This window comes from Nocardioides abyssi, assembly GCF_030412915.1.
GTDB lineage: Bacteria > Actinomycetota > Actinomycetes > Propionibacteriales > Nocardioidaceae > Nocardioides > Nocardioides abyssi.
Genome location: NZ_JAUHJR010000001.1, coordinates 1 through 21,961, shown reverse-complemented (window position 1 = coordinate 21,961; position 21,961 = coordinate 1). Strand labels below are relative to the sequence as shown.

The following is a 21,961-nucleotide window of genomic DNA, read 5'->3' as shown; positions in this document are numbered from 1 at the left end:
GGCGCCGTACGCTGGCGCGCGTGCCGGAAGTGGACCTCGTCTTTCCCCGTGCCTGGGTCGAGTTCGTCAACCCCGACGACGCCTCCGAGGTGGTCCGCGCCGACCTGACCTGGCTGACCTCAGCCTACACGTGCATCTTCGGCCGCGGCTGCGCCGGCATCTACGCCGACGCCCCCGACGTCGGCTGCTGCACGCTCGGCGCGCACTTCGCCGACGAGGCCGACGAGGAGCGGGTCGCCGAGTTCGTGGAGCTGCTCGACGAGGACCTCTGGCAGCACAAGCCGGCCGGCCGCCCCGTCGAGCGCTCCGACTGGGTCGAGGTCGACGACGAGGGCGAGCGGAAGACCCTGACCCTGGTGGTCGACGACCAGCAGGCGTGCGTCTTCCACAACCGCCCCGACTTCGCCCCGGCCTCCGGCGGGCCGGGCAGCGGCGGCGCCGGCTGCGCGCTGCACGCGCTCGCCTACGTGCTGGGCCGCAACCCGCTGGAGACCAAGCCCGACGTGTGCTGGCAGCTGCCGATCCGGCGCACGTTCCGCGACGTCGAGCGCCCCGACGGCACGTCCTACACCGAGGTCTCGATCGGCGAGTACGACCGGCGCGGCTGGGGCCCCGGCGGCCACGACCTCGACTGGTACTGCACCGGCAACACCGAGGCCCACGTCGCCCCCGAGCCGCTCTACCTGACCTCGGCCGCCGAGCTGGTCGCCCTCGTCGGCCAGGCGGCGTACGACGAGCTGGCGCGGCACTGCGAGGCCCACGTGCGCTCCCGCTCGGCCCTCGCGCTCCACCCGGCCGACCCCGACGCGCACACCTCCTGACCCCACCCTCGCGGCCGCGGGTCGGGACGGCCTCGGCCCGGCCTCGGCAGGGCCTCCTCCGCAGGTGCGGGTCCGGGCGGCGACGGCGGACACAGCAGACCTCTCGACGTCAAGAGACCCCCACCCCGATGTCAGGGTGATCTGCGCCTCTCGCGCACAATGCCGACATGCGCCTGGACCATCTCTCGTACGCCGCAGGACCCGATGGCCTGGCCAGCACCGCCCAGCGCATCGGGGGACTGCTCGGCCGGGAGTTCAGTGACGGAGGCGTGCACCCGCGCTTCGGCACCCGCAACATGACGCTCGCCCTCGGCGGCGGCACCTACCTCGAGATCGTCGAGGTCCTCGACCACCCCGCCTCGGACAAGGCCCCCTTCGGCCAGGCCGTGCGCGCCCGCTCCGCGCTCGGCGGCGGCTGGCTCGGCTGGGTCGTCGCCGTCCCCGACATCGGGCCGGTCGAGTCCCGCCTCGGCCGCCAGGCCGCGCAGGGCAACCGGCACCGTCCCGACGGCACCGAGCTGCGCTGGAAGCAGATCGGCGTCAACGGCCTGATCGCCGACCCGCAGCTGCCGTTCTTCGTCGAGTGGGAGAGCCCCGCGGAGCTCCACCCCTCCGCCGCCGCCTCGCCCGACTGGTCCCTGGCCTGCCTGGAGATCGCCGGCGACCCGCAGCGGGTCAGCGAGTGGCTCGGCGAGACCGTCGAGGCGCCGCTGGAGGACGTCAAGGTCGAGTGGGTCGCCCCGCACGGCACCCCCGGCATCATCGCCGCGCAGGTCAACACGCCCACCGGGCTGGTCCGTCTCTGACCGTCCCGGGGATCCCGCAGGGCGCGGTGCCGAGCCCGAACATCTGGCGCCACACCGCGACCTACGAGACCGAGAACCGTGCCGTCGACCCCGACGGTCGCCTCGAGGCCGCGATGGCCGCGGTCGCGGACTGGTCCGGACGGACCGTCCTCGACCTCGGCTGCGGCACGGGCTTCCACCTGCCGCGGTTCGCCGCCACGGCCGCCCGGGTCGTCGGCGTGGAGCCGCACCCCGACCTCGTCGCGCTGGCCCAGCGGCGTACGCGTCGGCTGGCGGGGGTGGAGGTGCTCCAGGGCACCTCGCAGGCGGTGCCGCTGCCGGACTCCTCGGTCGACGTCGTGCACGCGCGGTGGGCCTACTTCTTCGGGCCGGGGTGCGAGCCCGGCCTGGCCGAGGTCGCCCGCGTCGTACGCCGCGGGGGCACCGCGTTCGTCATCGACAACGACGCCTCCCGCTCGACCTTCGGACGGTGGTTCCGCCGAGGGTTCCCCCACCTGCCGGCACCCGACGTGGTCGAGCGGTTCTGGGCCCAGCAGGGCTGGACGCGCGTGCCGCTCGACGTCGGCTGGTCGTTCTCGTCGCGCGAGGACCTCGAGGCGGTCGTGCGCATCGAGCTGCCGACGACGGTGGCCGAGCAGGTGCTGCTCGAGCACGAGGGCACCAGCGTCGACTACGCCGTGAACCTGTGGTGGCGGACCTTCTGACCTCTGGCTGCTAGGACCCGAAGCCGACGGCCGACGACGACCCGCGCACGGCCAGGGTGGGGGTCAGCAGCACGCCCGGCCCGACGGCCGGCGGGTGGGCGAGCAGGCCCTCGAGCGCCTTGACCACCTCGACGGCGACCTGCTCGAGCGGCTGGCGGACCGAGGTGAGGCCCGGCGGCACCACCTGGGCGACCTGGGAGTCGTCGAAGCCGACCACCGCGACGTCGCGGCCCGCGACCAGCCCCCGCTCGGCGAGGGTGTGCAGCACGCCCATCGCGAGGGTGTCGGAGGCGCAGACGAACGCCGTCGGGCGCGCCTCGTCCAGCAGCACCGCGCTGGCGCCGCGGCCCGAGGCGACGGTGTCCTCGACGCGGGAGGCCAGGCCGGTGGTGGCCAGCCCCCGCTCGCGCATGGCGCGGGTCCAGCCCGAGCGGCGGTCCTCGCCGATCCAGGAGTCCTTGCGCCACCCGATCCACGCGACGCGCTCGTGTCCCTGGTCGAGCAGGTGCGTGGTGGCGAGGTCGCAGCCCGCGGCCCCGTCGACGTCGACCCACGGGTGGCTGGCGGCCGGGTTGTCCCAGGGCCGGCCGAACGCGACGAACGGCGCGCGCCGGGCGCCGAGCCAGGTCGCCTGGGGGTTGCCGAGGTAGGTGTCGGTCACGACGAAGGCGTCGACGGCGGTCGAGCGCAGGAGGTCGTCGTACCCCGCCAGCGGGTCCAGCGGGTCACCGGCGAAGAGCAGTACGTGCTTGCCCGCCTCGCGGGAGGTCTCGACGAGGGAGTGGACGAAGCGGTCCATGATCGCGCTCGCCGTGCCCTCCTGGACCGGGTTGATCCGCAGGCCGACCAGGTGGGAGGCCCGGGTGCGCAGGTTGCGGGCCGCGCGGTTGGGGAGGTAGCCGAGCTCCTCGATCGCCTCCTGGACCCGCAGCAGGGTGTCGGAGCGCAGCAGGTCGGGGTTGTTCACGGCGTTGGAGACCGTCTGCCGCGAGACGCCCGCGCGCTCCGCGACGTCGGCGAGGGTCGGCGGGGCCGTGGGCGAGCGCCCGGGGATCCGCGCCACCTCGACCTCCACCCGTCGTGCCGTCCGTTGACTCGTGCGTTGACTCGTGCGTTGCCTCGTGCGTTCGTGGCGAACGTCCGACCGGATGTCTCTGGAACGTTCCAAAGCAATATAACCGCGGCCGGCCGCGAACGTTCCTCGTCCGTCCGGGTGGCGTCGCGGCGGCGCGCCCCAGCGTTGTCGGCGGCGTTGTCGGCGGGGTCGCCTAGCGTTCGGCCCATGCCGAAGCCACCGCGTCCGACCTACCGCTGCACCGAGTGCGGGTGGGAGACCGCGAAGTGGGTCGGCCGCTGCGGCGAGTGCCAGGCCTGGGGCTCGGTCGCCGAGGCCGCCCTCGCCCCCACGCCGCGCCAGGCGGCGACGCCGGTGACCACCGCCGCCGTGCCGATCGGCCAGGTCGCGGTCGAGGACGCCGCCCACCGCTCCAGCGGTGTGCCCGAGCTCGACCGCGTGCTCGGCGGGGGCCTCGTGCCGGGTGCGGCGATCCTGCTGGCCGGCGAGCCCGGTGTCGGCAAGAGCACGCTGCTGCTCGAGGTGGCCGCCCAGACCGCGCGCTACCAGCACCGCACGCTCTACGTCACCGGCGAGGAGTCCGCCTCCCAGGTGCGGCTGCGGGCCGACCGCACCGGCGGCGTGCACGACCAGCTCTACCTCGCCGCGGAGACCGACCTCGGCGCCGTGCTCACCCACGTCGAGCAGGTGCGGCCGACGCTGCTGGTGGTCGACTCGGTGCAGACGATCGGCGCCTCGGGCGTCGAGGGCGTGCCCGGCGGGGTCACCCAGGTCAAGGAGGTCTCGGCCGCACTGGTCCGGATGGCCAAGACCCGCGGCATCACCACGATCCTGGTCGGCCACGTGACCAAGGAGGGCTCGATCGCGGGCCCCCGGGTGCTCGAGCACCTCGTCGACGTGGTGCTGCACTTCGAGGGCGACCGCGACTCCCGCTTCCGGATGGTCCGCGCGATGAAGAACCGCTTCGGGCCCGTCGACGAGGTGGGCTGCTTCGACCTCGGTCCCGACGGCATCTCGGCGGTCTCCGACCCGACCGGGCTCTTCGTCGAGCACCACCACGCCGGCGTGGCCGGCACCTGCGTCGCGGTGATGATGGAGGGGCGCCGCCCGCTGCTCGCCGAGGTGCAGGCGCTCGCCACGCTGTCCGCGCAGGAGCGGCCCCGGCGTACGACGTCCGGGCTCGACTCCTCCCGGCTCGCGATGGTCCTCGCGGTCCTGCAGCAGCACGTCGGGCTCAAGCTGGTCAACCACGACGTGTTCGCCTCCACCGTCGGCGGCGCCCGGCTGCACGAGCCGTCGGCCGACCTGGCGCTCGCGGTCGCGCTCGCCTCGGCGACCCTGGCCACCCCGCCGCCGCCCGGCGTGGTGACGATGGGCGAGATCGGTCTCTCCGGCGAGCTGCGGCGCGTGCGCGACCTCGAGGTCCGGCTCGGGGAGGCCGCCCGGCTGGGCTTCAAGACCGCCGTGGTGCCCCGTCCGGCGGGCGCACCGGTCGACCCGCGGGCCGAGCAGCCGCGCACCGTCGAGGGGATGCGAGTGGTCGAGGTGCCGTCGGTGGCGGCCGCGCTGCACTACCTCGGGCTGACCGCGCGGCAGGCGCGCCGTCTGCCCCTGGGCGAGTGACGGCCTTCGTCCCTTAGGCTGCACCAGCGACGACCCGACCAGGAGGACATGCGTGGTGGCCAACGACCGCTCCGACGACCTCCTGCGGCTCCGCGCGACGCTCGCCTCGATCGCCCCCGGCACCGCGATGCGCGACGGCCTCGAGCGCATCCTGCGCGGCCGCACCGGCGCGCTGATCGTGCTGGGCAACGACAAGGCGGTCGAGTCGATCTCGACCGGCGGGTTCGTGCTCGACGTGCCGTTCACCGCCACCGGCCTGCGCGAGCTGGCCAAGATGGACGGCGGGATCATCGTCGACGCCGACCTCACGCGCATCCTGCGCGCCGCCGTCCACCTGATGCCGGACCACACGATCCCCTCCGAGGAGACCGGCACCCGGCACCGCACGGCCGACCGGGTGGCCCGCCAGACCGGCTTCCCGGTGATCTCGGTGTCGCAGTCGATGCAGATCATCGCGGCGTACGTCGGGGAGACCCGCCACGTGCTCGAGGACTCCGGGCAGATCCTCTCCCGCGCCAACCAGGCGCTGGCGACCCTCGAGCGCTACAAGCTGCGCCTCGACGAGGTCGCCTCCACGCTCTCCGCGCTGGAGATCGAGGACCTGGTGACCGTGCGCGACGTCGCCGTCGTCGCCCAGCGCCTGGAGATGGTCATCCGGATCGCCCGCGAGATCGAGGACTACGTGCTCGAGCTCGGCACCGACGGCCGCCTGCTCAGCCTCCAGCTCGAGGAGCTCGTCACCGGCGTCGACGCCGAGCGCGAGCTGGTCATCCGCGACTACCTGCCGACCGGCAAGCGCAGCAAGAGCCCCGAGGACGTCATCGCCAAGCTCGAGGCGCTCACCCCGACCGAGCTCGTCGACCCCGCCTCCACCGCCCGCGTGCTCGGCCTGGGCACCGCCGAGCACCTCGACGGCGCCGTGGCCCCGCGGGGCTACCGGCTGCTGGCCAAGGTCCCCCGCCTGCCCGCGTCCGTGGTCGACCGGCTCGTCGAGCACTTCGGCACCCTGCAGAAGCTCCTCTCCGCCGGCATCGACGACCTCCAGGCCGTCGAGGGCGTGGGCGAGCTCCGGGCCCGCTCGGTGCGCGAGGGGCTCTCCCGCCTCGCCGAGTCGACGATCCTCGAGCGCTACGTCTGAGGCTCCGCCCCTCTCGCCGCCCCTCGTCCGCTGGTTGAGGAGGTTGCGCTGGCAACCGTCTCGAAACCCCGGGAGCGGCGCAGGGCCGCAACCACGGTCACGGGGTTTCGAGACAGGCGCTGCGCGCCTTCCTCAACCGGCCGAGACCAACGGTCAGCGGCGCTTGGGCTCCGCGGTCTTGGTGACGGTGGCGGCGACCGGTGCCCTCAGCTCGAACTGCACGTCGCTCGGCTCACCCCCGAGGGCCGCAGCGGTGGCGTGGTAGTAGCCCGGGAGGGCCCACTCGGTGACGCGCGAGCAGGAGTCGTCCATGCGGGCGGCGTTCCAGGTGACCGGCACGGCCGTGGTGACGTTGTTGCGGACGACGACGTCCTCGCCGGGGAGCACCTTGCCGCACTCGCGGGTCGACCAGATGCGGTCGCGCCCCGAGGTGATCGACAGGGCCACGTTGGCCCGGGTGACCCGCCAGGTGCAGGCGGGGGTGGCGACGGTGCGCAGGTTGAGCACGACGGTGACGTCGCGCCCGGCGGTGGCCTTCTCGACCTCGGGCGTGACCGCGACGTCGGTGCCCTCGCATCGGCCGACCGGCGGGGCGAGCACCGGCTCGGCGGACGCGCTCGCGCCGCCGTTCCCCTGGCCGCCCTTCGTGCCGCCCTTGCCGCCGGGCCGGCTCTCCCCCGACCCGGCCGAGGCGGTGGCGCCCGGCGTGGCGGCGGCGGTGACGTCGGTCGACGGGGTCACCGTGACGGTCGCGCTCGGGCTCGCGTCGGCGGCGGCCGGAGCGGCCCGGTCCGGGTCGGAGCCGTCGCTCCCGCCGCCCAGCAGCCGGCCGATGCCCAGCACCAGCACGAGCGCGACGGTCAGCACGACGAGCCGGCGCCGCCAGTACACCGCGGGCGGCAGCGGACCGCGGGTGAGCGTCGTCATGGCCGCAGGTTAGCGAGCAGCCGGGGCCGATCCGGGGTGCCACACCGCGCGTCACCGCGCCTCGGGGAGGATGTCGCGGTGAGCGCCCTGCACGAGCCGGTCCTGCGGTGGTACGCCGCGGCGCAGCGCGACCTGCCGTGGCGCCGGCCCGAGGCCTCCCCCTGGTCGGTGCTCGTCTCCGAGCTGATGCTCCAGCAGACGCCCGTGGCACGCGTGCTGCCCGTCCACGAGCAGTGGCTGGAGCGCTGGCCGACCCCCGCCGACCTCGCCGCGGAGCCGACGGGCGAGGCCGTGCGGATGTGGGGCCGGCTGGGCTACCCGCGACGGGCGCTGCGGCTGCACGCGGCCGCGCAGGCGATCGTCGAGCGCCACGACGGCGAGGTGCCCGACGACCACGCCGCGCTGCTGGCGCTGCCCGGGGTCGGGGAGTACACCGCTGCCGCGGTCGCCAGCTTCGCCTTCGGCCGCCGCCACGTCGTGCTGGACACCAACGTCCGCCGGGTCCTCGCCCGCACCGTCGGGGGCGTCGAGCTGCCGGCCCAGCACGTGACCAGGGCGGAGCGCGAGGCCGCGGCCGAGCTGCTGCCCGACGACGAGGCGACCGCAGCGACCTGGGCCGTCGCGACGATGGAGCTCGGCGCCCTCGTCTGCACCGCCACCCGCCCCCGGTGCGGCGAGTGCCCCGTGGCCTCGCTGTGCGCGTGGCGCGCGGCCGGCCACCCGGCGTACGACGGACCCCCGCGGAAGGTGCAGACCTGGGCCGGCACCGATCGGCAGTGCCGCGGCCGCCTGCTGGCGGTGCTGCGCGACGCGGACGGTCCGGTCCACCTCAGCCGGCTGGAGGCGGTCTGGGCCGAGGAGGCGCAGCGCGTCCGTTGCCTGGCCGGGCTGGTCGAGGACGGCCTGGCGGTCAGGACCGACGCAGGAACCTACGCGCTCCCCTAGCCGCGTACCGGCTGCCGCCGGCGACCCGGGTGAGGACCTCCTCGGCCGCGGCCGCCGGCTCGCCGGGGTGGAAGGGCCGCTTGGGCTCGGTGCGCATGCCGTCGAGCAGCGAGCGCAGCAGGTCCAGGTCGCCCTCCGGCGCCGGGGCCGGGACGTGGGTGCCCTGCCGCGGGTCGACCTCGACGAGCAGGCCGAGGTCGCGGAGGGTGTCGAAGTCGTCCTCGGTGGTGCGCTCGAAGATCCGCATGAGGTACGGCGCGGCCTGCTCCTCGCTGAGCCCCTTGCCGATCAGCGCCCGCAGGGCGACCGCCGTGGGCTCGCGGGCCGGGCGGAAGTTGGCCATCGGGCCGGCGGCGAGGATGGAGGTCCACTTCCGGACGAAGTCCTCCCCCGAGTACGACTCGTAGTGCAGCAGCCGCAGCCGGTCGGCGTCGGCGTACGCCGGCAGCTCGGCCTTGGCGGCGTCCACGCCGTGGTGGAGGGTCAGCCAGACATCGGTGGCCGGCCGGACGCCCGACTTGCCGTCGACGTGGCCGTGGAAGAGCGCGCCGTTCGAGGGCCGGTCGATGACCCCGAGGGTCTGCAGCAGGGTCAGGTCGGGCTTGTCGAGCAGTCGCTTGAACCAGGTGGGGTCGCCGTCCCAGTGCTTGCGGCTGACCGCCTCCAGCGGCGCCAGCCTCACCACCCGGGTCTCCTCGGGCACCGCCGCCAGCACGGCGCGGTCGACCTGGACGACCTCGTCGGCGTCGACGTGGAAGACCCACTCGGCCCCCTCGACGAGGCTGAGCAGCGCCTTGGTGACGTTGGCGTTGATCCGCTGGCGCACGTTGAGCTCGGCGGGCCGCTCGCCGTGCCACCAGGAGGCGTCGGTGCGCACGCACGTGACGTGCGGGTGCTCGTCGAGCCACGCCCGCACCTCGGGGTCGCCGGCGTCGAGGAAGACGACCATGTGGTCGACGCCGCCCGCGAGGTTGCCGGTCACGAACCGCTCGATGTTGGGCAGGGTGTCCTTGACGGTGCTGACGGTGAAGAGCACGCCGCCACCCTAGGCGCTCGTCGTCGCGGACGGGCACGGCGTCGAGGTCTCCTCGGCACTTGACCGAAGGAACTCGCGCCTGACCGATGAAGGTTCCTCGGTCGAGTGCGAGTTCTCTCGGTCAGGTCGAGAGGTCGGTCGGTCCAGCCGACCAATTCACCGGTTGACCGGTGAACCTGTCTCCCCCCGCCGACGACCCCGAGGACCCCCGGGAACGCCGCACGGGCGGCACCCCGAGGGGTGCCGCCCGTGACGGGTGGAGCAGGTGGAGCAGGCCGGTCAGTCCTCGCCGCCGGTGCGGGGGACGTCGGTGCCGGAGGCCTCGTCGTTCGGGCCCTCGCCCTCGACCGGGGTCGTCTCGATGCTGGTCTCGACGCCGGCGGTCTCGAACGGCGGCATGTCGGGCAGCTCGCCGACCTTCTGGCCCTCGAAGGTGAAGGTCGCGGTAGGACCCTCGCCCTCGACGTCGACCAGCACGATCATCCCGGGGCCGACCTCGCCGAAGAGCATCTTCTCGGCGAGGACGTCCTCGATCTCGCGCTGCACCGTCCGGCGCAGCGGACGGGCACCGAGGACCGGGTCGAAGCCGCGCTGGGCCAGGAGGTTCTTGGCGTTCTGCGTCAGCTCCAGCTTCATGTCGCGGTCGCGGAGGCGGACCTCGACGGAGGCGACCATGTTGTCGACCATCGCGACGATCTGCTCCTGCGACAGCGGCGGGAACACGATGACCTCGTCGACGCGGTTGAGGAACTCGGGGCGGAAGTGCTGCTTGAGCTCCTCCGAGACCTTGTTCTTCATCCGGTCGTAGTCACCGGGGCCACCGGCGGCACCGGCGAAACCGAGGTTCATGCCCTTGGCGATGTCCCGGGTGCCGAGGTTGGTGGTCATGATGATGACGGTGTTCTTGAAGTCCACGACCCGGCCCTGCGAGTCGGTCAGGCGACCTTCCTCGAGGATCTGCAGCAGGCTGTTGAAGATGTCGGGGTGGGCCTTCTCGACCTCGTCGAAGAGGACGACGGAGAACGGCTTGCGGCGCACCTTCTCAGTGAGCTGGCCGCCCTCCTCGTAGCCGACGTAGCCCGGAGGCGAGCCGAAGAGCCGCGAGACGGTGTGCTTCTCGCCGAACTCCGACATGTCGAGCTGGATGAGCGCGTCCTCGTCGCCGAAGAGGAACTCCGCGAGCGTCTTGGACAGCCACGTCTTGCCGACGCCCGAGGGGCCGGCGAAGATGAACGACCCGCCGGGACGCTTGGGGTCCTTCAGGCCGGCACGGGTACGCCGGATGGCGCGGCTGAGCGCCTTGACGGCCTCGTCCTGGCCGATGACGCGCTTGTGGAGCTCGTCCTCCATCTTGAGCAGCCGCGTGGACTCCTCCTCGGAGAGCTTGACGATCGGGATGCCGGTCGCCACGGCGAGCACCTCGGCGATCAGCTCCTCGTCGACCTCGGCGACCTCGTCCATGTCACCGGCGCGCCACTGCTTCTCGCGCTCGGACTTGGTGAGGATGAGCTGCTTCTCCTCGTCGCGCAGTCGCGCGGCGGCCTCGAAGTCCTGCCCGTCGATCGCCGCCTCCTTGCGCTGGCGGACCTCGGCGATCTTGTCGTCGAACTCGCGCAGGTCGGCGGGGGCGGTCATCCGGCGGATGCGCAGCCGCGAGCCGGCCTCGTCGATGAGGTCGATCGCCTTGTCCGGCAGGAACCGGTCGGAGATGTAGCGGTCCGCCAGGGTCGCCGCCGAGACGAGCGCCTCGTCGGTGATCGTCACGCGGTGGTGCGCCTCGTAGCGGTCGCGCAGGCCCTTGAGCATCTCGATCGTGTGCGCGATCGACGGCTCGGCGACCTGGATGGGCTGGAAGCGGCGCTCGAGCGCGGCATCCTTCTCGAGGTACTTGCGGTACTCGTCGAGCGTGGTCGCGCCGATGGTCTGCAGCTCGCCGCGGGCCAGCATCGGCTTGAGGATGCTGGCGGCGTCGATCGCGCCCTCGGCCGCACCGGCGCCGACGAGGGTGTGGATCTCGTCGATGAACAGCACGATGTCGCCGCGGGTGCGGATCTCCTTGAGCACCTTCTTCAGGCGCTCCTCGAAGTCACCGCGGTAGCGCGAGCCCGCAACCAGCGCACCGAGGTCGAGGGTGTAGATCTGCTTGTCCTTCAGCGTCTCGGGCACGTTGCCCTTGACGATGTCCTGGGCCAGGCCCTCGACGACGGTCGTCTTGCCGACGCCCGGCTCGCCGATGAGCACCGGGTTGTTCTTCGTGCGCCGCGAGAGGATCTGCATGACCCGCTCGATCTCCTGCTCGCGCCCGATGACCGGGTCGAGCTTGCCCTCGCGGGCGTCCTGGGTCAGGTTGCGGCCGAACTGGTCGAGGACCAGCGAGGACGACGGAGCGTCGCCGCCGGCACCGGTCGCGGCGGCCGCGGACTGCGAGGACTCCTTGCCCTGGAAGCCGCTGAGCAGCTGGATGACCTGCTGGCGCACGCGGTTGAGGTCGGCGCCGAGCTTCTGCAGCACCTGGGCGGCGACGCCCTCGCCCTCGCGGATCAGGCCGAGCAGGATGTGCTCGGTGCCGATGTAGGAGTGGCCGAGCTGCAGCGCCTCGCGCAGGGACAGCTCGAGGACCTTCTTGGCGCGCGGGGTGAAGGGGATGTGGCCGCTGGGCGCCTGCTGGCCCTGGCCGATGATCTCCTCGACCTGGGCGCGGACGGCCTCGAGGGAGATGTCGAGGCTCTCGAGGGCCTTGGCGGCCACACCCTCGCCCTCGTGGATGAGGCCGAGCAGGATGTGCTCGGTCCCGATGTAGTTGTGGGAGAGCATGCGGGCCTCTTCCTGGGCCAGCACGACCACCCGGCGGGCTCGGTCAGTGAACCGCTCGAACATGCAACGCTCCTCAAGATCTGGGGGACCGTCCACCACATCCGGGGTGGACGGGACATGAGGCTCAACCCCGCGGACAGCCTACGCGTTCCCGCACAACGCACCCGGGGCATCCGCTGAGAGCGAACAGGCTCGGCGGATGCCCCGGGGGCGACGTGCGGTGGTGCGGGTGCTGCGTGGTGCTGCTTCGGTGCTGCGGGCTTCAGTGCGCGGCGTCGTACGCCTCACGGACCTCGGCCGACACGCGACCTCGGTCGGGGACCTCGTACCCGTTCTCGCGCGCCCACTCACGGACCTCCTTGGCGGTCGGGCCGCCGGAGCCGTTCGCGGAGGTCGAGGAGCCGCCGCTCGAGCGACGACCGCCGCCGCGGCGGGCACCGCTGACCTTGCGGGCGTGACCGACGTACGTCGCCAGCGACTCACGCAGCGCGGAGGCGTTCTCGTCGTTCAGGTCGATCTCGTACGACGTGCCGTCGAGACCGAAGGAGACGGTCTCGGTCGCCTCGCTGCCGTCGAGGTCGTCCTCCAGCACGATGTGGATCTTCTGGGCCATGGGTCACTGACTCCTGCGAATAGCGGAAATGGAACCGGCATGGGATTTCCGGCGAGTTTCATCGTGCCAGACGCAATGCGCCGGAAACAATTCCACTAATGCCGATCAGCGATTCTTTACCCGGGATCGGGGATGAATTGTCCGGGTGTCGACGCGTCATTCACGGATGTTGCGGCGGAATACCAGCTCCAGGCCCTGGAGCGTCAACCACGGGGAATGCGCGGTGAATGCCGAGCACTCCTCCAGCACGAGCGGCGCGAGGTGACCGGTCGCGATGACCCGGACGTCGGCGGGGTCCGCGCCGAGCTCGGCGGTCATCCGCGCGACGATCCCCTCGACCTGGGCCGCGAGACCGAAGACCATGCCCGACTGGAGCGCCTCGACGGTGTTCTTCGCGATGACCGTGCGCGGCCGGGCCAGCTCGACCTTGCGCAGCTGCGCGCCGCGGCGGCCGAGCGCCTCGAGGGAGAGCTCGATGCCGGGCGCGATCGCCCCGCCGACGTACTGCCCCTGCGCGCTCACCACGTCGAACGTCGTCGCGGTGCCGCCGAAGTCGACGACGATCGCCGGCCCGCCGTGGAGCGTCGCCGCGGCGAGCGCGTTGATGATGCGGTCCGAGCCGACCTCGCGCGGGTTGTCCATGAGGATCGGCACGCCGGTGCGCACCCCGGGCTCGACGACCAGGCACGGCAGCTCGGCGAAGTGGCGCGCGAGCATGTCGCGCCACTCGTGCAGCACCGCCGGGACCGTCGCACAGACGCTCACCCCGTCGACGGTCGCGGCGTCGCGGCCGAGCAGGCCGCGGATGAGGACCGACCACTCGTCGGAGGTGCGGCGCTCCTCGGTGCCGACGCGCCAGTGCGCGGTGACCTCCCCGTCCTGGACGAGGCCCAGCTGGGTGTGGCTGTTGCCGATGTCGGCGGCGAGGAGCGGCACGTCCTCACTCCTCGTGGAGGTCCAGGCCGAGGTCGAAGACGTCGACGGAGTGGGTGAGCGCGCCGACCGAGATGTAGTCGACGCCGGTGGCCGCGACCTCGCGGGCGCGGTCGAAGGTCAGGCCGCCGGAGGCCTCGAGCCGCGCCCGGCCGGCGGTGATCGCCACGGCCTCGGCCATCGTCTCCGTCGGCATGTTGTCGAGCAGGACCTCCTCGCAGCCGGCGTCGAGCAGCTCGCGCAGCTGGTCGAGGTCGGTGACCTCGACCTCCACCCGGAGGTCGGGGTACGCCGCGCGGACGGCGCGGTAGGCCGGCACGACGCCGCCGGCGGCCACCACGTGGTTGTCCTTGACCATCGCGCGGTCCGAGAGGCTGGTGCGGTGGTTCAGCCCGCCGCCGCACCGCACGGCGTACTTCTGCAGCGCGCGGTAGGTCGGCAGGGTCTTGCGGGTGTCGAGCACCTGGGCGCCGGTCCCCTCGAGCGCGTCGACCCAGGCCGCGGTGGCGGTGGCGACGCCGGAGAGGTGGCTGGCGTAGTTGAGGGCGGTGCGCTCGGCCGTCAGCAGCCCGCGCGCCGGTCCGGCGACCCGCATGACGACGTCCCCGGGGCGCACGCGGGTGCCGTCGGGCAGCCGGTCGGTCACCTCGACCGCGTCGCCGAGCACCGCGTGGAAGACGAGCGCGGCGATGCCGAGCCCGGCGACGGTGCCGGCCTCGCGGGCCCCGAAGTCCCCGACGGCGCGGGCGTCGGCGGCGATCGTCGCGACGCTGGTGACGTCCTCGGTCGGGACGTCCTCGGCGAGCGCTTGCAGCACGTGCGCGTGGACCGCGCGCGGGTCGAGCCCGGCGGCCTCGAGCTCGGCGAGCAGGTCGACGGGCAGGGCGTCGTACGCCGTGGGGGTGATCATCGGCCGAGGCCTCCATCGGTCGCGGGGGCGGGGTCGAAGGCGAGCGTGGTGGTCGCCGTCGCGGGGTCGAGGCGGACGTCGAAGTGGCCGGCCCAGCGGGCGTCGTCGCGCTCGGGATGGTCCTCGCGCCAGTGCGACCCGCGGGTCTCCTCGCGCAGCGCGGCGGCGTCGGTGAGCGCCGCGGCGATGGTGAGCAGGTTGGTGGTCTCCCAGGCGTCGAGGTCGACGGTCGGCGAGGAGGTGCCGGCGAGCGCGTCGAGCTCGGTGGCCGCCTGGTCGAGACCGGCGGCGGAGCGGAGCACGCCGACGCGGCCGGTCATCACCTCCTGCAGCTGCCGGCGCACCGAGCCGGCCACGAGGCCGGCGGCCCGGGGGTCGGCCGCGGGCTCGGCCCAGGGCCGCAGCTCCCCGGGCAGGACCGTGGCGATGCGGCGGGAGAAGACGAGGCCCTCGAGCAGGGAGTTGGACGCCAGCCGGTTGGCGCCGTGGACGCCGGAGCAGGCGACCTCGCCGGTGGCGTACAGCCCCGGCACGTCGGTGCGGCCCCACAGGTCGGTGCGGACCCCGCCCGAGGCGTAGTGGCAGGCCGGCGCGACCGGGATCGGCTCGATCACCGGGTCGACGCCGTGGCTGCGGGCGGTCGCGAGGATGGTGGGGAACCGCCGCTCCCAGAAGTCCGCGCCGAGGTGGCGGGCGTCGAGCCACACGTGCGGCCGGCCGGTCTCGTGCATCCGCCGCGTGATCGCCTTGGCCACCACGTCGCGCGGGGCCAGGTCGGCGAGCGCGTGGACGCCCTCCATGATCCGGCGGCCCTCGTCGTCGACGAGCACGGCGCCCTCGCCGCGCACCGCCTCGGAGATGAGCGGCTGCTGCCCGCGGGAGTCCGGGCCGAGGTACATCACGGTGGGGTGGAACTGCACGAACTCCAGGTCGCGCAGAGTCGCGCCCGCGCGCAGGGCCAGCGCCATGCCGTCGCCGGTGGACACGGCAGGGTTGGTGGTCTGGGAGAAGACCTGCCCCAGGCCGCCGCTGGCCAGCACGACCGCGCGGCAGCGGACCGCGCCGATCCCGTCGCGCTCGCCCTCCCCCATCACGTGCAGGGTCACGCCGGCGACACCGCCGTCGTCGGCGAGCAGCAGGTCGACGGCGAGCGCGTGCGGCACGACCTCGATGTCGGTCGCCGCCTCGACCGCCGCGATGAGCGCCCGCTGGATCTCCGCACCGGTGGCGTCGCCGCCGGCGTGCGCAATGCGGTCACGCAGATGGCCGCCCTCGCGGGTGAGCGCGAGCAGCCCCGAGGCATCGACGTCGAAGCGGGCGCCCAGCGCGATCAGCTCGTGGACCGCCTCGGGCCCCTCCCCCACCAGCACCCGCACCGCGTCGAGGTCGCAGGCGCCCGCGCCGGCGACCAGCGTGTCGACCTCGTGCTGCTCGGGGGTGTCGCCCTCGCCGAGCGCGGCCGCGATCCCGCCCTGCGCCCACTGGGTCGACCCGGCGGCCAGCACGTCCTTGGTGACGACCAGCACCTTCTCCACGTGCTGGCGCAGCCGCAGCGCAGCGGTCAGCCCGGCGATGCCGGAGCCGATGACGACGACGTCGGCGTCGGTGGTCCACCCGGGCTCGGGGGCGGACAGCCTCGCCGGGAGGCGGCGTGCCGGCGGGGCGGTGGAGGGGCCGGCCATGGGGCGAAGGCTAGCGAGCCGCGGTGGCGTCGCCGCGGACCAGTCCGTCGCCGCCGAAGGTCTCGGCCGGGTCGAGGCCGGTGGCGAGGATCTTGTTGTCGGCGTCGACGAAGACCACGTGCGGCTGGTGCTCCCGGGCCTCGGCGGTCTCCATCTGGCCGTAGCCGATGAGGATCACCAGGTCGCCGGGGTGCACCAGGCGAGCCGCGGCGCCGTTGATGCCGATCACGCCGGAGCCCCGCTCGCCGGCGATCGTGTAGGTCTCCAGCCGAGCGCCGTTGGTGATGTCGACGATGTGCACCAGCTCGCCGGGCAGCAGGTCGGCTGCGTCGAGCAGGTCCTCGTCGACGGTCACCGACCCGACGTAGTGCAGGTCGGCCTGGGTCACGGTCGCCCGGTGGATCTTGGACGTCATCATCGTGCGGAGCATCAGCGCTCTCCCTGCTGGTCTCGGTCGTCGGTGGCGGCCCCGATCCGGAGCGCCATGTTGTCGATGAGGCGGGTGCTGCCGACCCGGGCCGCGACGAGCACGCGGGCCTCGGTCCCCGGCGGGACCGGGTCGGGCAGCGGCTCGAGGTCGGGGGTGGTGACCTCGAGGTAGTCCAGGTCGACGGCCTTGGCCGCGCGCAGCTCGGCGCGGGCGGCGTCCAGCGCGGGCGCGAGGCCGTACGCCGCGGCCTCCTGCGCGGCGTACAGGGCCCTGCTCAGCGCGAGCGCCTCGGTGCGCTGCTCCTCGTCGAGGTACCGGTTGCGGCTCGACAGCGCGAGGCCGCCCGCCTCGCGGACCGTCTCCGCGCCGACGACGTCGACGGCGAGGCACAGGTCGGCGGCCATCCGGCGGATGAGCGCCAGCTGCTGGTAGTCCTTCTGACCGAAGACCGCGACGTCGGGGCGGACCAGGCCGAACAGCTTGGCGACCACGGTGAGCACGCCGCGGAAGTGACCGGGGCGGCTGCGCCCCTCCAGCACCGACGCCAGCGGGCCGGGCTCCACGGTGACCTGCGGGTCCCCGCCCGGGTAGACCTCGTCGACGCTCGGCGCGAAGACCACGTCGACGCCCTCGCGGGCGCAGACCTCGAGGTCGGCGTCGAGGGTGCGCGGGTAGCGGTCGAGGTCCTCGCCGGCGCCGAACTGCAGCGGGTTGACGAAGACCGAGACCACGACGGGGCCGTCGCCGACGCGGGCACGGGCCTCCCTCATCAGGGCGGCGTGGCCCTCGTGCAGGGCACCCATCGTCGGCACCAGGCCGACCGGGCGGCCCGCCCGGCGGGCGTCGGCGAGCAGGGTCGAGAGCTCCTCGCGCGTCGGCGCGAGGACGGGACGGTCGCTCATGACAGGTGGGTCACCCGGGTCGTGGTCGGGCCGGCGGCCGCCGCCGCGGCCACGCTCGCCCGGGCGAGCAGGTCGTGGATCTTCAGCGCGCGGATCGGCAGCAGCCGGCCGTCGGTGACGGCCCGGTCGAGCGTGGCGCGGGCCATGGCGACGTACGACGGCAGCGTCTGCGGGGCGTTGGCGAGCAGGTCCTCGAGGTGGGCCTCGACGGTGCCTGCGTCCCCGCGGACGATCGGGCCGGTGAGCGCCGCGTCGCCGTGGGCCAGCGCGTTGTCGAGCGCGGCGGTGAGCAGCGGGCGCAGCGTGCCGGACGGGTCGTCGGCGCCGGCCGCGGCGAGCATCTCCATCGCCTCGGTCACCAGCGTGACCAGGTGGTTGGCGCCGTGGGCGAGACCGGCGTGGTAGAGCGTGCGCATCTCCTCCGGCACCCACATCGGCCGGCCGCCCAGGTCGGCGACGAGCGCCTCCGCGTCGGCCCGCTCGTCGGGGCCCGCGGTCAGGCCGAAGACGCAGCCGCCGAGCCGCTCGAGGTCGATCGCGGTGCCGGTGAAGGTCATCGCCGGGTGCATCGCGACCACCCGTGCCCCCACCTCGCGGGCCGGCTCCAGCACGGCCAGGCCGTGGCGGCCGGAGGTGTGCACGACGAGCTGGCCCGCGCGGATCGCGCCGCTCGCGGCGAGCATCGAGACGACGTTGCCGAGCATGTCGTCCGGCACGGTCAGCAGCAGCACGTCGCAGCCACGCGCGACGGTCGTCGGCTTCTCGTTCGGCACGCCCGGCAGCAGCGCGGCGATCCGCGCACGGGAGGCGTCGGACTCGCCGGCGGCGGCGACCACGTGGTGGCCGGCGGCGCCCAGGGCGGCGGCGAGGACGGCGCCGACGCGACCAGCGCCGACGACGCCCACCCCGAGGGGTCGGTGCGTCATGGTTCGAACCTTTCGTTCCAGTCCCTCCGACCACCCGCTCGCCCGGTTCTCGGGTCCGTGGGCCGGTGTGGGTACCGGACGGTGTGCTCGTGTCCTCGATGGAGTGGTGCCGTGCTGTACCCCCGATCGGGCGGGTCCAGCGCTCGCAACGGTACGCCCGTCCCGTCGTCCGGGAGAACGGTTGGCCCACGTGACCTGGGCCTCATCGGGCGCGGCCGGGTCTCGGCGGGTGCTGCCGGGTGTCGGGGTCACCGGTTAACCGGTGACTCCTGCACATATCGGGGCAGATCTACCCCGATATGTGCAGGAGTCGCGTCGGCCGTGGGCTTGCTGGGCTACATGGGGCTCGTGGGGCGGAGCGGTTCGGGTACGCCGCGCGGGTCGGGCCGGAGGCGGACGACGGGCGGGCAGGCCCGGTCGTGGATGGGTCTGGCGGGGCCGGAGCGAGAAACGAGCGCAGGCCTGGTAGACCGGGCCTGCCCGGCCGGCGGGAGCCGCAGGCCCCGACCCCGCACCCGGCGTACCCACGCCCCGCGGCCAGCCGCGAGGGGCACAGGCCGTGGTCGGCTCACGGGGTCTCGTCGACGCTCGCCAGGGCTCGCTGCTCGACCAGCGGGGGCGGGTCTCGTCGACGCTCGGTTTCGAGACGGGGGCTGCGCGCCCTCCTCAACCCACCGGCTGGCGCTCGCTGCTCGACCAGCGGGGGCGCTCGTCGACGCTCGGTTTCGAGACGGGCGCTGCGCGCCCTCCTCAACCCACCGGCTGGCGCGCCCTTCTCAACCAACCGCGTCGACCAGCGGGACGATCAGCGGCGCTGGGGGCCCACGTCGAGCGGGCGGGGGGCGCGGGGCAGCCAGTCGTGGGTGACGTGGTCGACGATGTGGGTGCCGGCGGGGGCCTCGATGCGGACGACGCCGGCGGGGACGGTGCCGTCCCGCAGGGCGTTGAAGACCTCCCACTCACGCCGCTTGCGCTTGTTGCGCCATGAGGTGGCGAACGACGCGGGGTCGGTCCAGTGGGCGAACTCGTCGCCGTCGAGGTACTTCAGCTCCACGCACAGCCCGAACGGCAGGCCGATCGACCGCACGTCCTCGGGCGTCGTGCGGATCTCCCACTCGAAGGCCTTGGTGTAGACGAAGTCCGGCCCGATCGGGAAGCCCCACTCCTCGGCGTTGCGCAGCCCGAGGTCGAGGTAGCCGAGGGAGTCCGAGGCGAGGAACAGCGGGTGCCGCGGCACCCGCACGATCGTCTGCACCTCGCCGACCTGCCAGCCGAGGTCGGCGATCGACGCCTCGCCCTCGGTGGTCAGCACCATGTCGCCGTCCCACTTCCACGAGTAGCGGGTGCCGACCTGCGCGAAGCACCAGTTGTAGAAGTACGACAGCGAGTGCACCGACAGCTCGTGCACGGCGAGGTGCTCGGCGCCGGCGCGGGCGACGGCGAAGGGGTACGACGTGAGCGTCAGCTTGTCGGCGCGTCCGTGCCGCTCGGCGGTCTCGCGGACGACGTCGGGGGTGCCGTCGGTCGAGCCGTTGTCGACGACGAGCACGTGGTCGCAGGCGCGCAGCAGCGGCGGCAGCACGAACGGCAGCGACGGGGCCTCGTCCTTGACCCGGAGCACCGCGGTGGTGCCGGGCCGCAGCCCCTCGGGCCGCGCCCACGGCCAGGTGATGTCGTAGTCGGTGTGGCCCTCGAGGTTGGTCAGCCCGGTGCGGCCGAGGTGCGCGGTCACGGGCGGGTCTTGCCGACGGCCTTGCGCAGGCCGCGGCGCACCGACGGCGGGATCGCGGCGCGCAGCCCGTGCGGGATCTTGTCGGCCAGGTCGCCGCCGGCGGCCGGAGCCGGTGCGCCCGCAGCGGGCCCGGGGCGACCGGCAGCCGGGCCGCGGCCCTTGAGCTCGCGCCGCACTCGCTGCTCGGCAGCGACGACCGAGGAGCGCGAGATGGCCTCGGACTCCTCGTAGAGCTCGACGTACGCCTCGCGCAGCTGGTCCAGGGCGGCGTGGACGTCGGGGGTGTCGCCGCCGGGCTCGGCGAGCTTGTTGAGCTCCGACCAGGTGTCGGCGGTCAGGTCGTGGAGCCGCTTGGGGAGGCCGAGGTCCTCCAGCGACTGGGTGACCCGGCGCAGGGAGGGGTCGACGAAGCGGTGACCGTCGCGGATCTGCTCCGAGCGCGCGTGGAGCACGTGCTGCAGGCCGAGGGTCTCCCCGGCGTGCATGCAGGTCCGGGTCCAGTCGTCGAGGAGGTCGGCGTACCGCACGAAGACCCGCGCGCTGCCGTCGCCGCCCTCGAAGGAGCCGCGGGTGGCGCGCTCGGTGTGCAGCAGCATGTTGAGCCAGGACGCCGCGAGGTGGGCCGAGCCGAGGCGGTTCTTGTAGTAGGTCTGCTTGCTGCCGACGACCTCGGCCGGCGGGCGGAGCATCGTGGCGAAGACGGGGGTGGCGCCGGTGCGGACGGCGGCGACGCGCCACAGCGAGAGGAACCACGCCAGGCGCGGGTCCTTGACGACGAGCTCGCTGCTCACCGCGAAGTGCGACTCGAGCCAGTCGGCGGTGGTGATCCGCTCCTTCTCCCGCGTGGAGACCCGGCCGGTCTCGAACCACGCCTCGGGGCGCGAGTCGCTGACCTGCACGCCGGCCTCCTTCAGGAGGCGGTCGTGGTGCTCGACGGCCCAGGCCGGCTCGCCGAAGCCCTTCGGGTTGGTCTCGTCGGCGACGACCTCCGGCTGCGGCACGTGCAGGCCGAGGATCTGCATCAGACCGGCCATCGTGCTGGTGCCGCTGCGCCCCGCGCCGGCGACGAAGAGCACCTTGCGGGGGTAGTCGGCGGGGTCGACGGCGGACGGGTCCGCAGGCTGCTGCGCGGAGGGGACGGCGTCGGGGGCACTCACGACCCGGGAGCCTATCGCTCACTACTGTCGGGCCATGCAGCTGCGACCGTGGGCCCGGCGCCGGACCCGGGTGAGCGTCGTGGTGCCGGTCTACGACGTGGAGCGCTACCTCCCCGCGTGCCTCGACAGCGTGCTCGCCCAGGCCTCCCGCCGGGTCGACCTCGAGGTGGTCGTCGTCGACGACGGGTCGCCGGACGCCTCCGGCGCCATCGCGGACGAGTACGCCGCCCGCGACCCGCGGGTGCGGGTCGTCCACACGACCAACCGAGGCCTGGGCGCGGCGCGCAACGAGGGCCTGCGGCACGTGACGGGCGACCTGGTGGCGTTCACGGACTCCGACGACGTCGTCCCCCCGGCGGCGTACGAGCTGATGGCCCGTCGGCTGGAGGCCCACGCCGCCGACTTCGTCACCGGGTCCGTGGCGCGGTGGGAGGACGGCGGGCTGGCCGAGCCGCCGTGGATGCGCCGGCTGCACGCGCGGGCGGGCGCGTTCGGCATCGAGGAGCACCCGGAGGTGCTCGGCGACGTGTTCGCCTGGAACAAGCTGTTCCGCCGCGACTTCTGGGAGGGCGCGGGGCTGTCGTGGCCGGAAGGCGTGCGCTACGAGGACCAGCCGACGACGACGGAGGCGTTCCTGCGCGCGCGGCGGTTCGGGGTGCTGCCGGAGGTGGTCTACCACTGGCGGATCCGCCACGACGGCAGCTCGATCACCCAGCAGCGCTCGTCGGCCGCCGACCTGCGCGACCGCTGGACGACCAAGCGGATGGCGCTGGCCAGCGTCGAGGCC

20 protein-coding genes are annotated in these 21,961 nt (G+C 73.8%); 7 read left to right on the top strand and 13 right to left on the bottom strand.

Annotated elements, in window-relative coordinates; all coding sequences use genetic code 11:
- Nucleotides 1–20 precede the first annotated feature (20 nt).
- The 3 genes from QWY29_RS00100 to QWY29_RS00090 all read left to right on the top strand — a co-directional run bounded on the left by QWY29_RS00100 (nucleotide 21) and on the right by QWY29_RS00090 (nucleotide 2,331).
- Nucleotides 21–821, top strand: a complete 801-nt coding sequence (locus QWY29_RS00100) for a DUF3109 family protein (protein WP_300958570.1) — start codon at nucleotides 21–23, stop codon at nucleotides 819–821.
- A gap of 167 nt (nucleotides 822–988) precedes the next feature.
- A complete protein-coding gene (locus QWY29_RS00095; RefSeq protein ID WP_300958569.1) occupies nucleotides 989–1,627 on the top strand; it encodes a VOC family protein in 639 nt (212 codons plus the stop codon).
- 26 nt (nucleotides 1,628–1,653) lie between these two features.
- Nucleotides 1,654–2,331 (top strand): class I SAM-dependent methyltransferase, encoded by a 678-nt coding sequence (locus tag QWY29_RS00090; protein WP_300958568.1) that lies wholly within the window; start codon nucleotides 1,654–1,656, stop codon nucleotides 2,329–2,331.
- Between the two features lie 10 nt (nucleotides 2,332–2,341).
- On the opposite strand, the gene QWY29_RS00085 is transcribed toward QWY29_RS00090, so the two are convergent.
- Nucleotides 2,342–3,406, bottom strand: a complete 1,065-nt coding sequence (locus QWY29_RS00085; RefSeq protein ID WP_300958567.1) for a LacI family DNA-binding transcriptional regulator — start codon at nucleotides 3,404–3,406, stop codon at nucleotides 2,342–2,344.
- Between the two features lie 207 nt (nucleotides 3,407–3,613).
- On the opposite strand from QWY29_RS00085, the gene radA reads away from it, so the two are divergent.
- Together radA and disA are read left to right on the top strand one after the other, a co-directional pair.
- The gene (radA, locus tag QWY29_RS00080) at nucleotides 3,614–5,029 is read left to right on the top strand and encodes a DNA repair protein RadA (RefSeq protein WP_300958565.1); all 1,416 of its coding nucleotides are present in this window, start codon (nucleotides 3,614–3,616) and stop codon (nucleotides 5,027–5,029) included.
- A 55-nt stretch (nucleotides 5,030–5,084) separates the two neighbouring features.
- Entirely contained in the window at nucleotides 5,085–6,167 is a 1,083-nt protein-coding gene (disA, locus tag QWY29_RS00075; RefSeq protein WP_300959577.1) for a DNA integrity scanning diadenylate cyclase DisA, read from the top strand.
- A gap of 153 nt (nucleotides 6,168–6,320) precedes the next feature.
- On the opposite strand, the gene QWY29_RS00070 is transcribed toward disA, so the two are convergent.
- Nucleotides 6,321–7,094 (bottom strand): hypothetical protein, encoded by a 774-nt coding sequence (locus tag QWY29_RS00070; RefSeq protein ID WP_300958564.1) that lies wholly within the window; start codon nucleotides 7,092–7,094, stop codon nucleotides 6,321–6,323.
- A 78-nt stretch (nucleotides 7,095–7,172) separates the two neighbouring features.
- Between QWY29_RS00070 and QWY29_RS00065 the strand changes: the two genes are divergently transcribed.
- Nucleotides 7,173–8,039 carry an iron-sulfur binding domain-containing protein gene (locus tag QWY29_RS00065; RefSeq protein WP_300958563.1) on the top strand — a complete coding sequence of 289 codons (867 nt, stop codon included), beginning with the start codon at nucleotides 7,173–7,175 and terminating at the stop codon, nucleotides 8,037–8,039.
- Here the strand turns inward: QWY29_RS00065 and QWY29_RS00060 are convergent.
- The 11 genes from QWY29_RS00060 to QWY29_RS00010 form a co-directional block, all read right to left on the bottom strand.
- Nucleotides 8,005–9,075, bottom strand: coding sequence for a glycosyltransferase family 2 protein (locus QWY29_RS00060; protein ID WP_300958562.1), 1,071 nt, complete (start codon nucleotides 9,073–9,075; stop codon nucleotides 8,005–8,007). The genes QWY29_RS00065 and QWY29_RS00060 overlap by 35 nt on opposite strands.
- Nucleotides 9,076–9,354: 279 nt before the next feature.
- On the bottom strand, nucleotides 9,355–11,952 hold the full coding sequence (locus tag QWY29_RS00055; protein WP_300958561.1) for an ATP-dependent Clp protease ATP-binding subunit: 2,598 nt from the start codon (nucleotides 11,950–11,952) through the stop codon (nucleotides 9,355–9,357).
- A 199-nt stretch (nucleotides 11,953–12,151) separates the two neighbouring features.
- The gene (locus tag QWY29_RS00050) at nucleotides 12,152–12,502 is read right to left on the bottom strand and encodes a histone-like nucleoid-structuring protein Lsr2 (protein WP_300958560.1); all 351 of its coding nucleotides are present in this window, start codon (nucleotides 12,500–12,502) and stop codon (nucleotides 12,152–12,154) included.
- Between the two features lie 156 nt (nucleotides 12,503–12,658).
- A complete protein-coding gene (locus QWY29_RS00045) occupies nucleotides 12,659–13,438 on the bottom strand; it encodes a type III pantothenate kinase (protein ID WP_300958559.1) in 780 nt (259 codons plus the stop codon).
- A gap of 4 nt (nucleotides 13,439–13,442) precedes the next feature.
- Nucleotides 13,443–14,345 (bottom strand): carboxylating nicotinate-nucleotide diphosphorylase, encoded by a 903-nt coding sequence (nadC, locus tag QWY29_RS00040; protein WP_300958558.1) that lies wholly within the window; start codon nucleotides 14,343–14,345, stop codon nucleotides 13,443–13,445.
- The gene (locus QWY29_RS00035; RefSeq protein WP_300958557.1) at nucleotides 14,342–16,027 is read right to left on the bottom strand and encodes an L-aspartate oxidase; all 1,686 of its coding nucleotides are present in this window, start codon (nucleotides 16,025–16,027) and stop codon (nucleotides 14,342–14,344) included. The genes nadC and QWY29_RS00035 overlap by 4 nt, the downstream gene beginning before the upstream one ends.
- Nucleotides 16,028–16,037: 10 nt before the next feature.
- Nucleotides 16,038–16,457 carry an aspartate 1-decarboxylase gene (panD, locus tag QWY29_RS00030; RefSeq protein ID WP_300958555.1) on the bottom strand — a complete coding sequence of 140 codons (420 nt, stop codon included), beginning with the start codon at nucleotides 16,455–16,457 and terminating at the stop codon, nucleotides 16,038–16,040.
- On the bottom strand, nucleotides 16,457–17,359 hold the full coding sequence (gene panC / locus QWY29_RS00025; RefSeq protein WP_300958553.1) for a pantoate--beta-alanine ligase: 903 nt from the start codon (nucleotides 17,357–17,359) through the stop codon (nucleotides 16,457–16,459). The genes panD and panC overlap by 1 nt, the downstream gene beginning before the upstream one ends.
- Entirely contained in the window at nucleotides 17,356–18,285 is a 930-nt protein-coding gene (locus QWY29_RS00020; RefSeq protein WP_300958552.1) for a Rossmann-like and DUF2520 domain-containing protein, read from the bottom strand. Before QWY29_RS00020 ends, panC begins: the two co-directional genes overlap by 4 nt.
- A gap of 805 nt (nucleotides 18,286–19,090) precedes the next feature.
- The gene (locus tag QWY29_RS00015; RefSeq protein ID WP_300958551.1) at nucleotides 19,091–20,017 is read right to left on the bottom strand and encodes a dolichol-phosphate mannosyltransferase subunit 1; all 927 of its coding nucleotides are present in this window, start codon (nucleotides 20,015–20,017) and stop codon (nucleotides 19,091–19,093) included.
- Nucleotides 20,014–21,174, bottom strand: coding sequence for a sulfotransferase family protein (locus QWY29_RS00010; RefSeq protein WP_300958549.1), 1,161 nt, complete (start codon nucleotides 21,172–21,174; stop codon nucleotides 20,014–20,016). Before QWY29_RS00010 ends, QWY29_RS00015 begins: the two co-directional genes overlap by 4 nt.
- Nucleotides 21,175–21,208: 34 nt before the next feature.
- On the opposite strand from QWY29_RS00010, the gene QWY29_RS00005 reads away from it, so the two are divergent.
- Nucleotides 21,209–21,961: glycosyltransferase family 2 protein (locus QWY29_RS00005; RefSeq protein ID WP_300958548.1), on the top strand; the 753-nt coding region annotated here is incomplete at its 3' end.

What these genes read in the sequence shown, in the direction of transcription:
- QWY29_RS00095 (WP_300958569.1), top strand. Translation starts at nt 989, where the DNA reads ATGCGCCTGGACCATCTCTCGTACGCCGCAGGACCCGATGGCCTGGCC.
- radA (WP_300958565.1), top strand. Translation starts at nt 3,614, where the DNA reads ATGCCGAAGCCACCGCGTCCGACCTACCGCTGCACCGAGTGCGGGTGG.
- QWY29_RS00070 (WP_300958564.1), bottom strand. Translation starts at nt 7,094, where the DNA reads ATGACGACGCTCACCCGCGGTCCGCTGCCGCCCGCGGTGTACTGGCGG.
- QWY29_RS00055 (WP_300958561.1), bottom strand. Translation starts at nt 11,952, where the DNA reads ATGTTCGAGCGGTTCACTGACCGAGCCCGCCGGGTGGTCGTGCTGGCC.
- QWY29_RS00050 (WP_300958560.1), bottom strand. Translation starts at nt 12,502, where the DNA reads ATGGCCCAGAAGATCCACATCGTGCTGGAGGACGACCTCGACGGCAGC.
- nadC (WP_300958558.1), bottom strand. Translation starts at nt 14,345, where the DNA reads ATGATCACCCCCACGGCGTACGACGCCCTGCCCGTCGACCTGCTCGCC.
- QWY29_RS00035 (WP_300958557.1), bottom strand. Translation starts at nt 16,027, where the DNA reads ATGGCCGGCCCCTCCACCGCCCCGCCGGCACGCCGCCTCCCGGCGAGG.
- panD (WP_300958555.1), bottom strand. Translation starts at nt 16,457, where the DNA reads ATGCTCCGCACGATGATGACGTCCAAGATCCACCGGGCGACCGTGACC.
- panC (WP_300958553.1), bottom strand. Translation starts at nt 17,359, where the DNA reads ATGAGCGACCGTCCCGTCCTCGCGCCGACGCGCGAGGAGCTCTCGACC.
- QWY29_RS00020 (WP_300958552.1), bottom strand. Translation starts at nt 18,285, where the DNA reads ATGACGCACCGACCCCTCGGGGTGGGCGTCGTCGGCGCTGGTCGCGTC.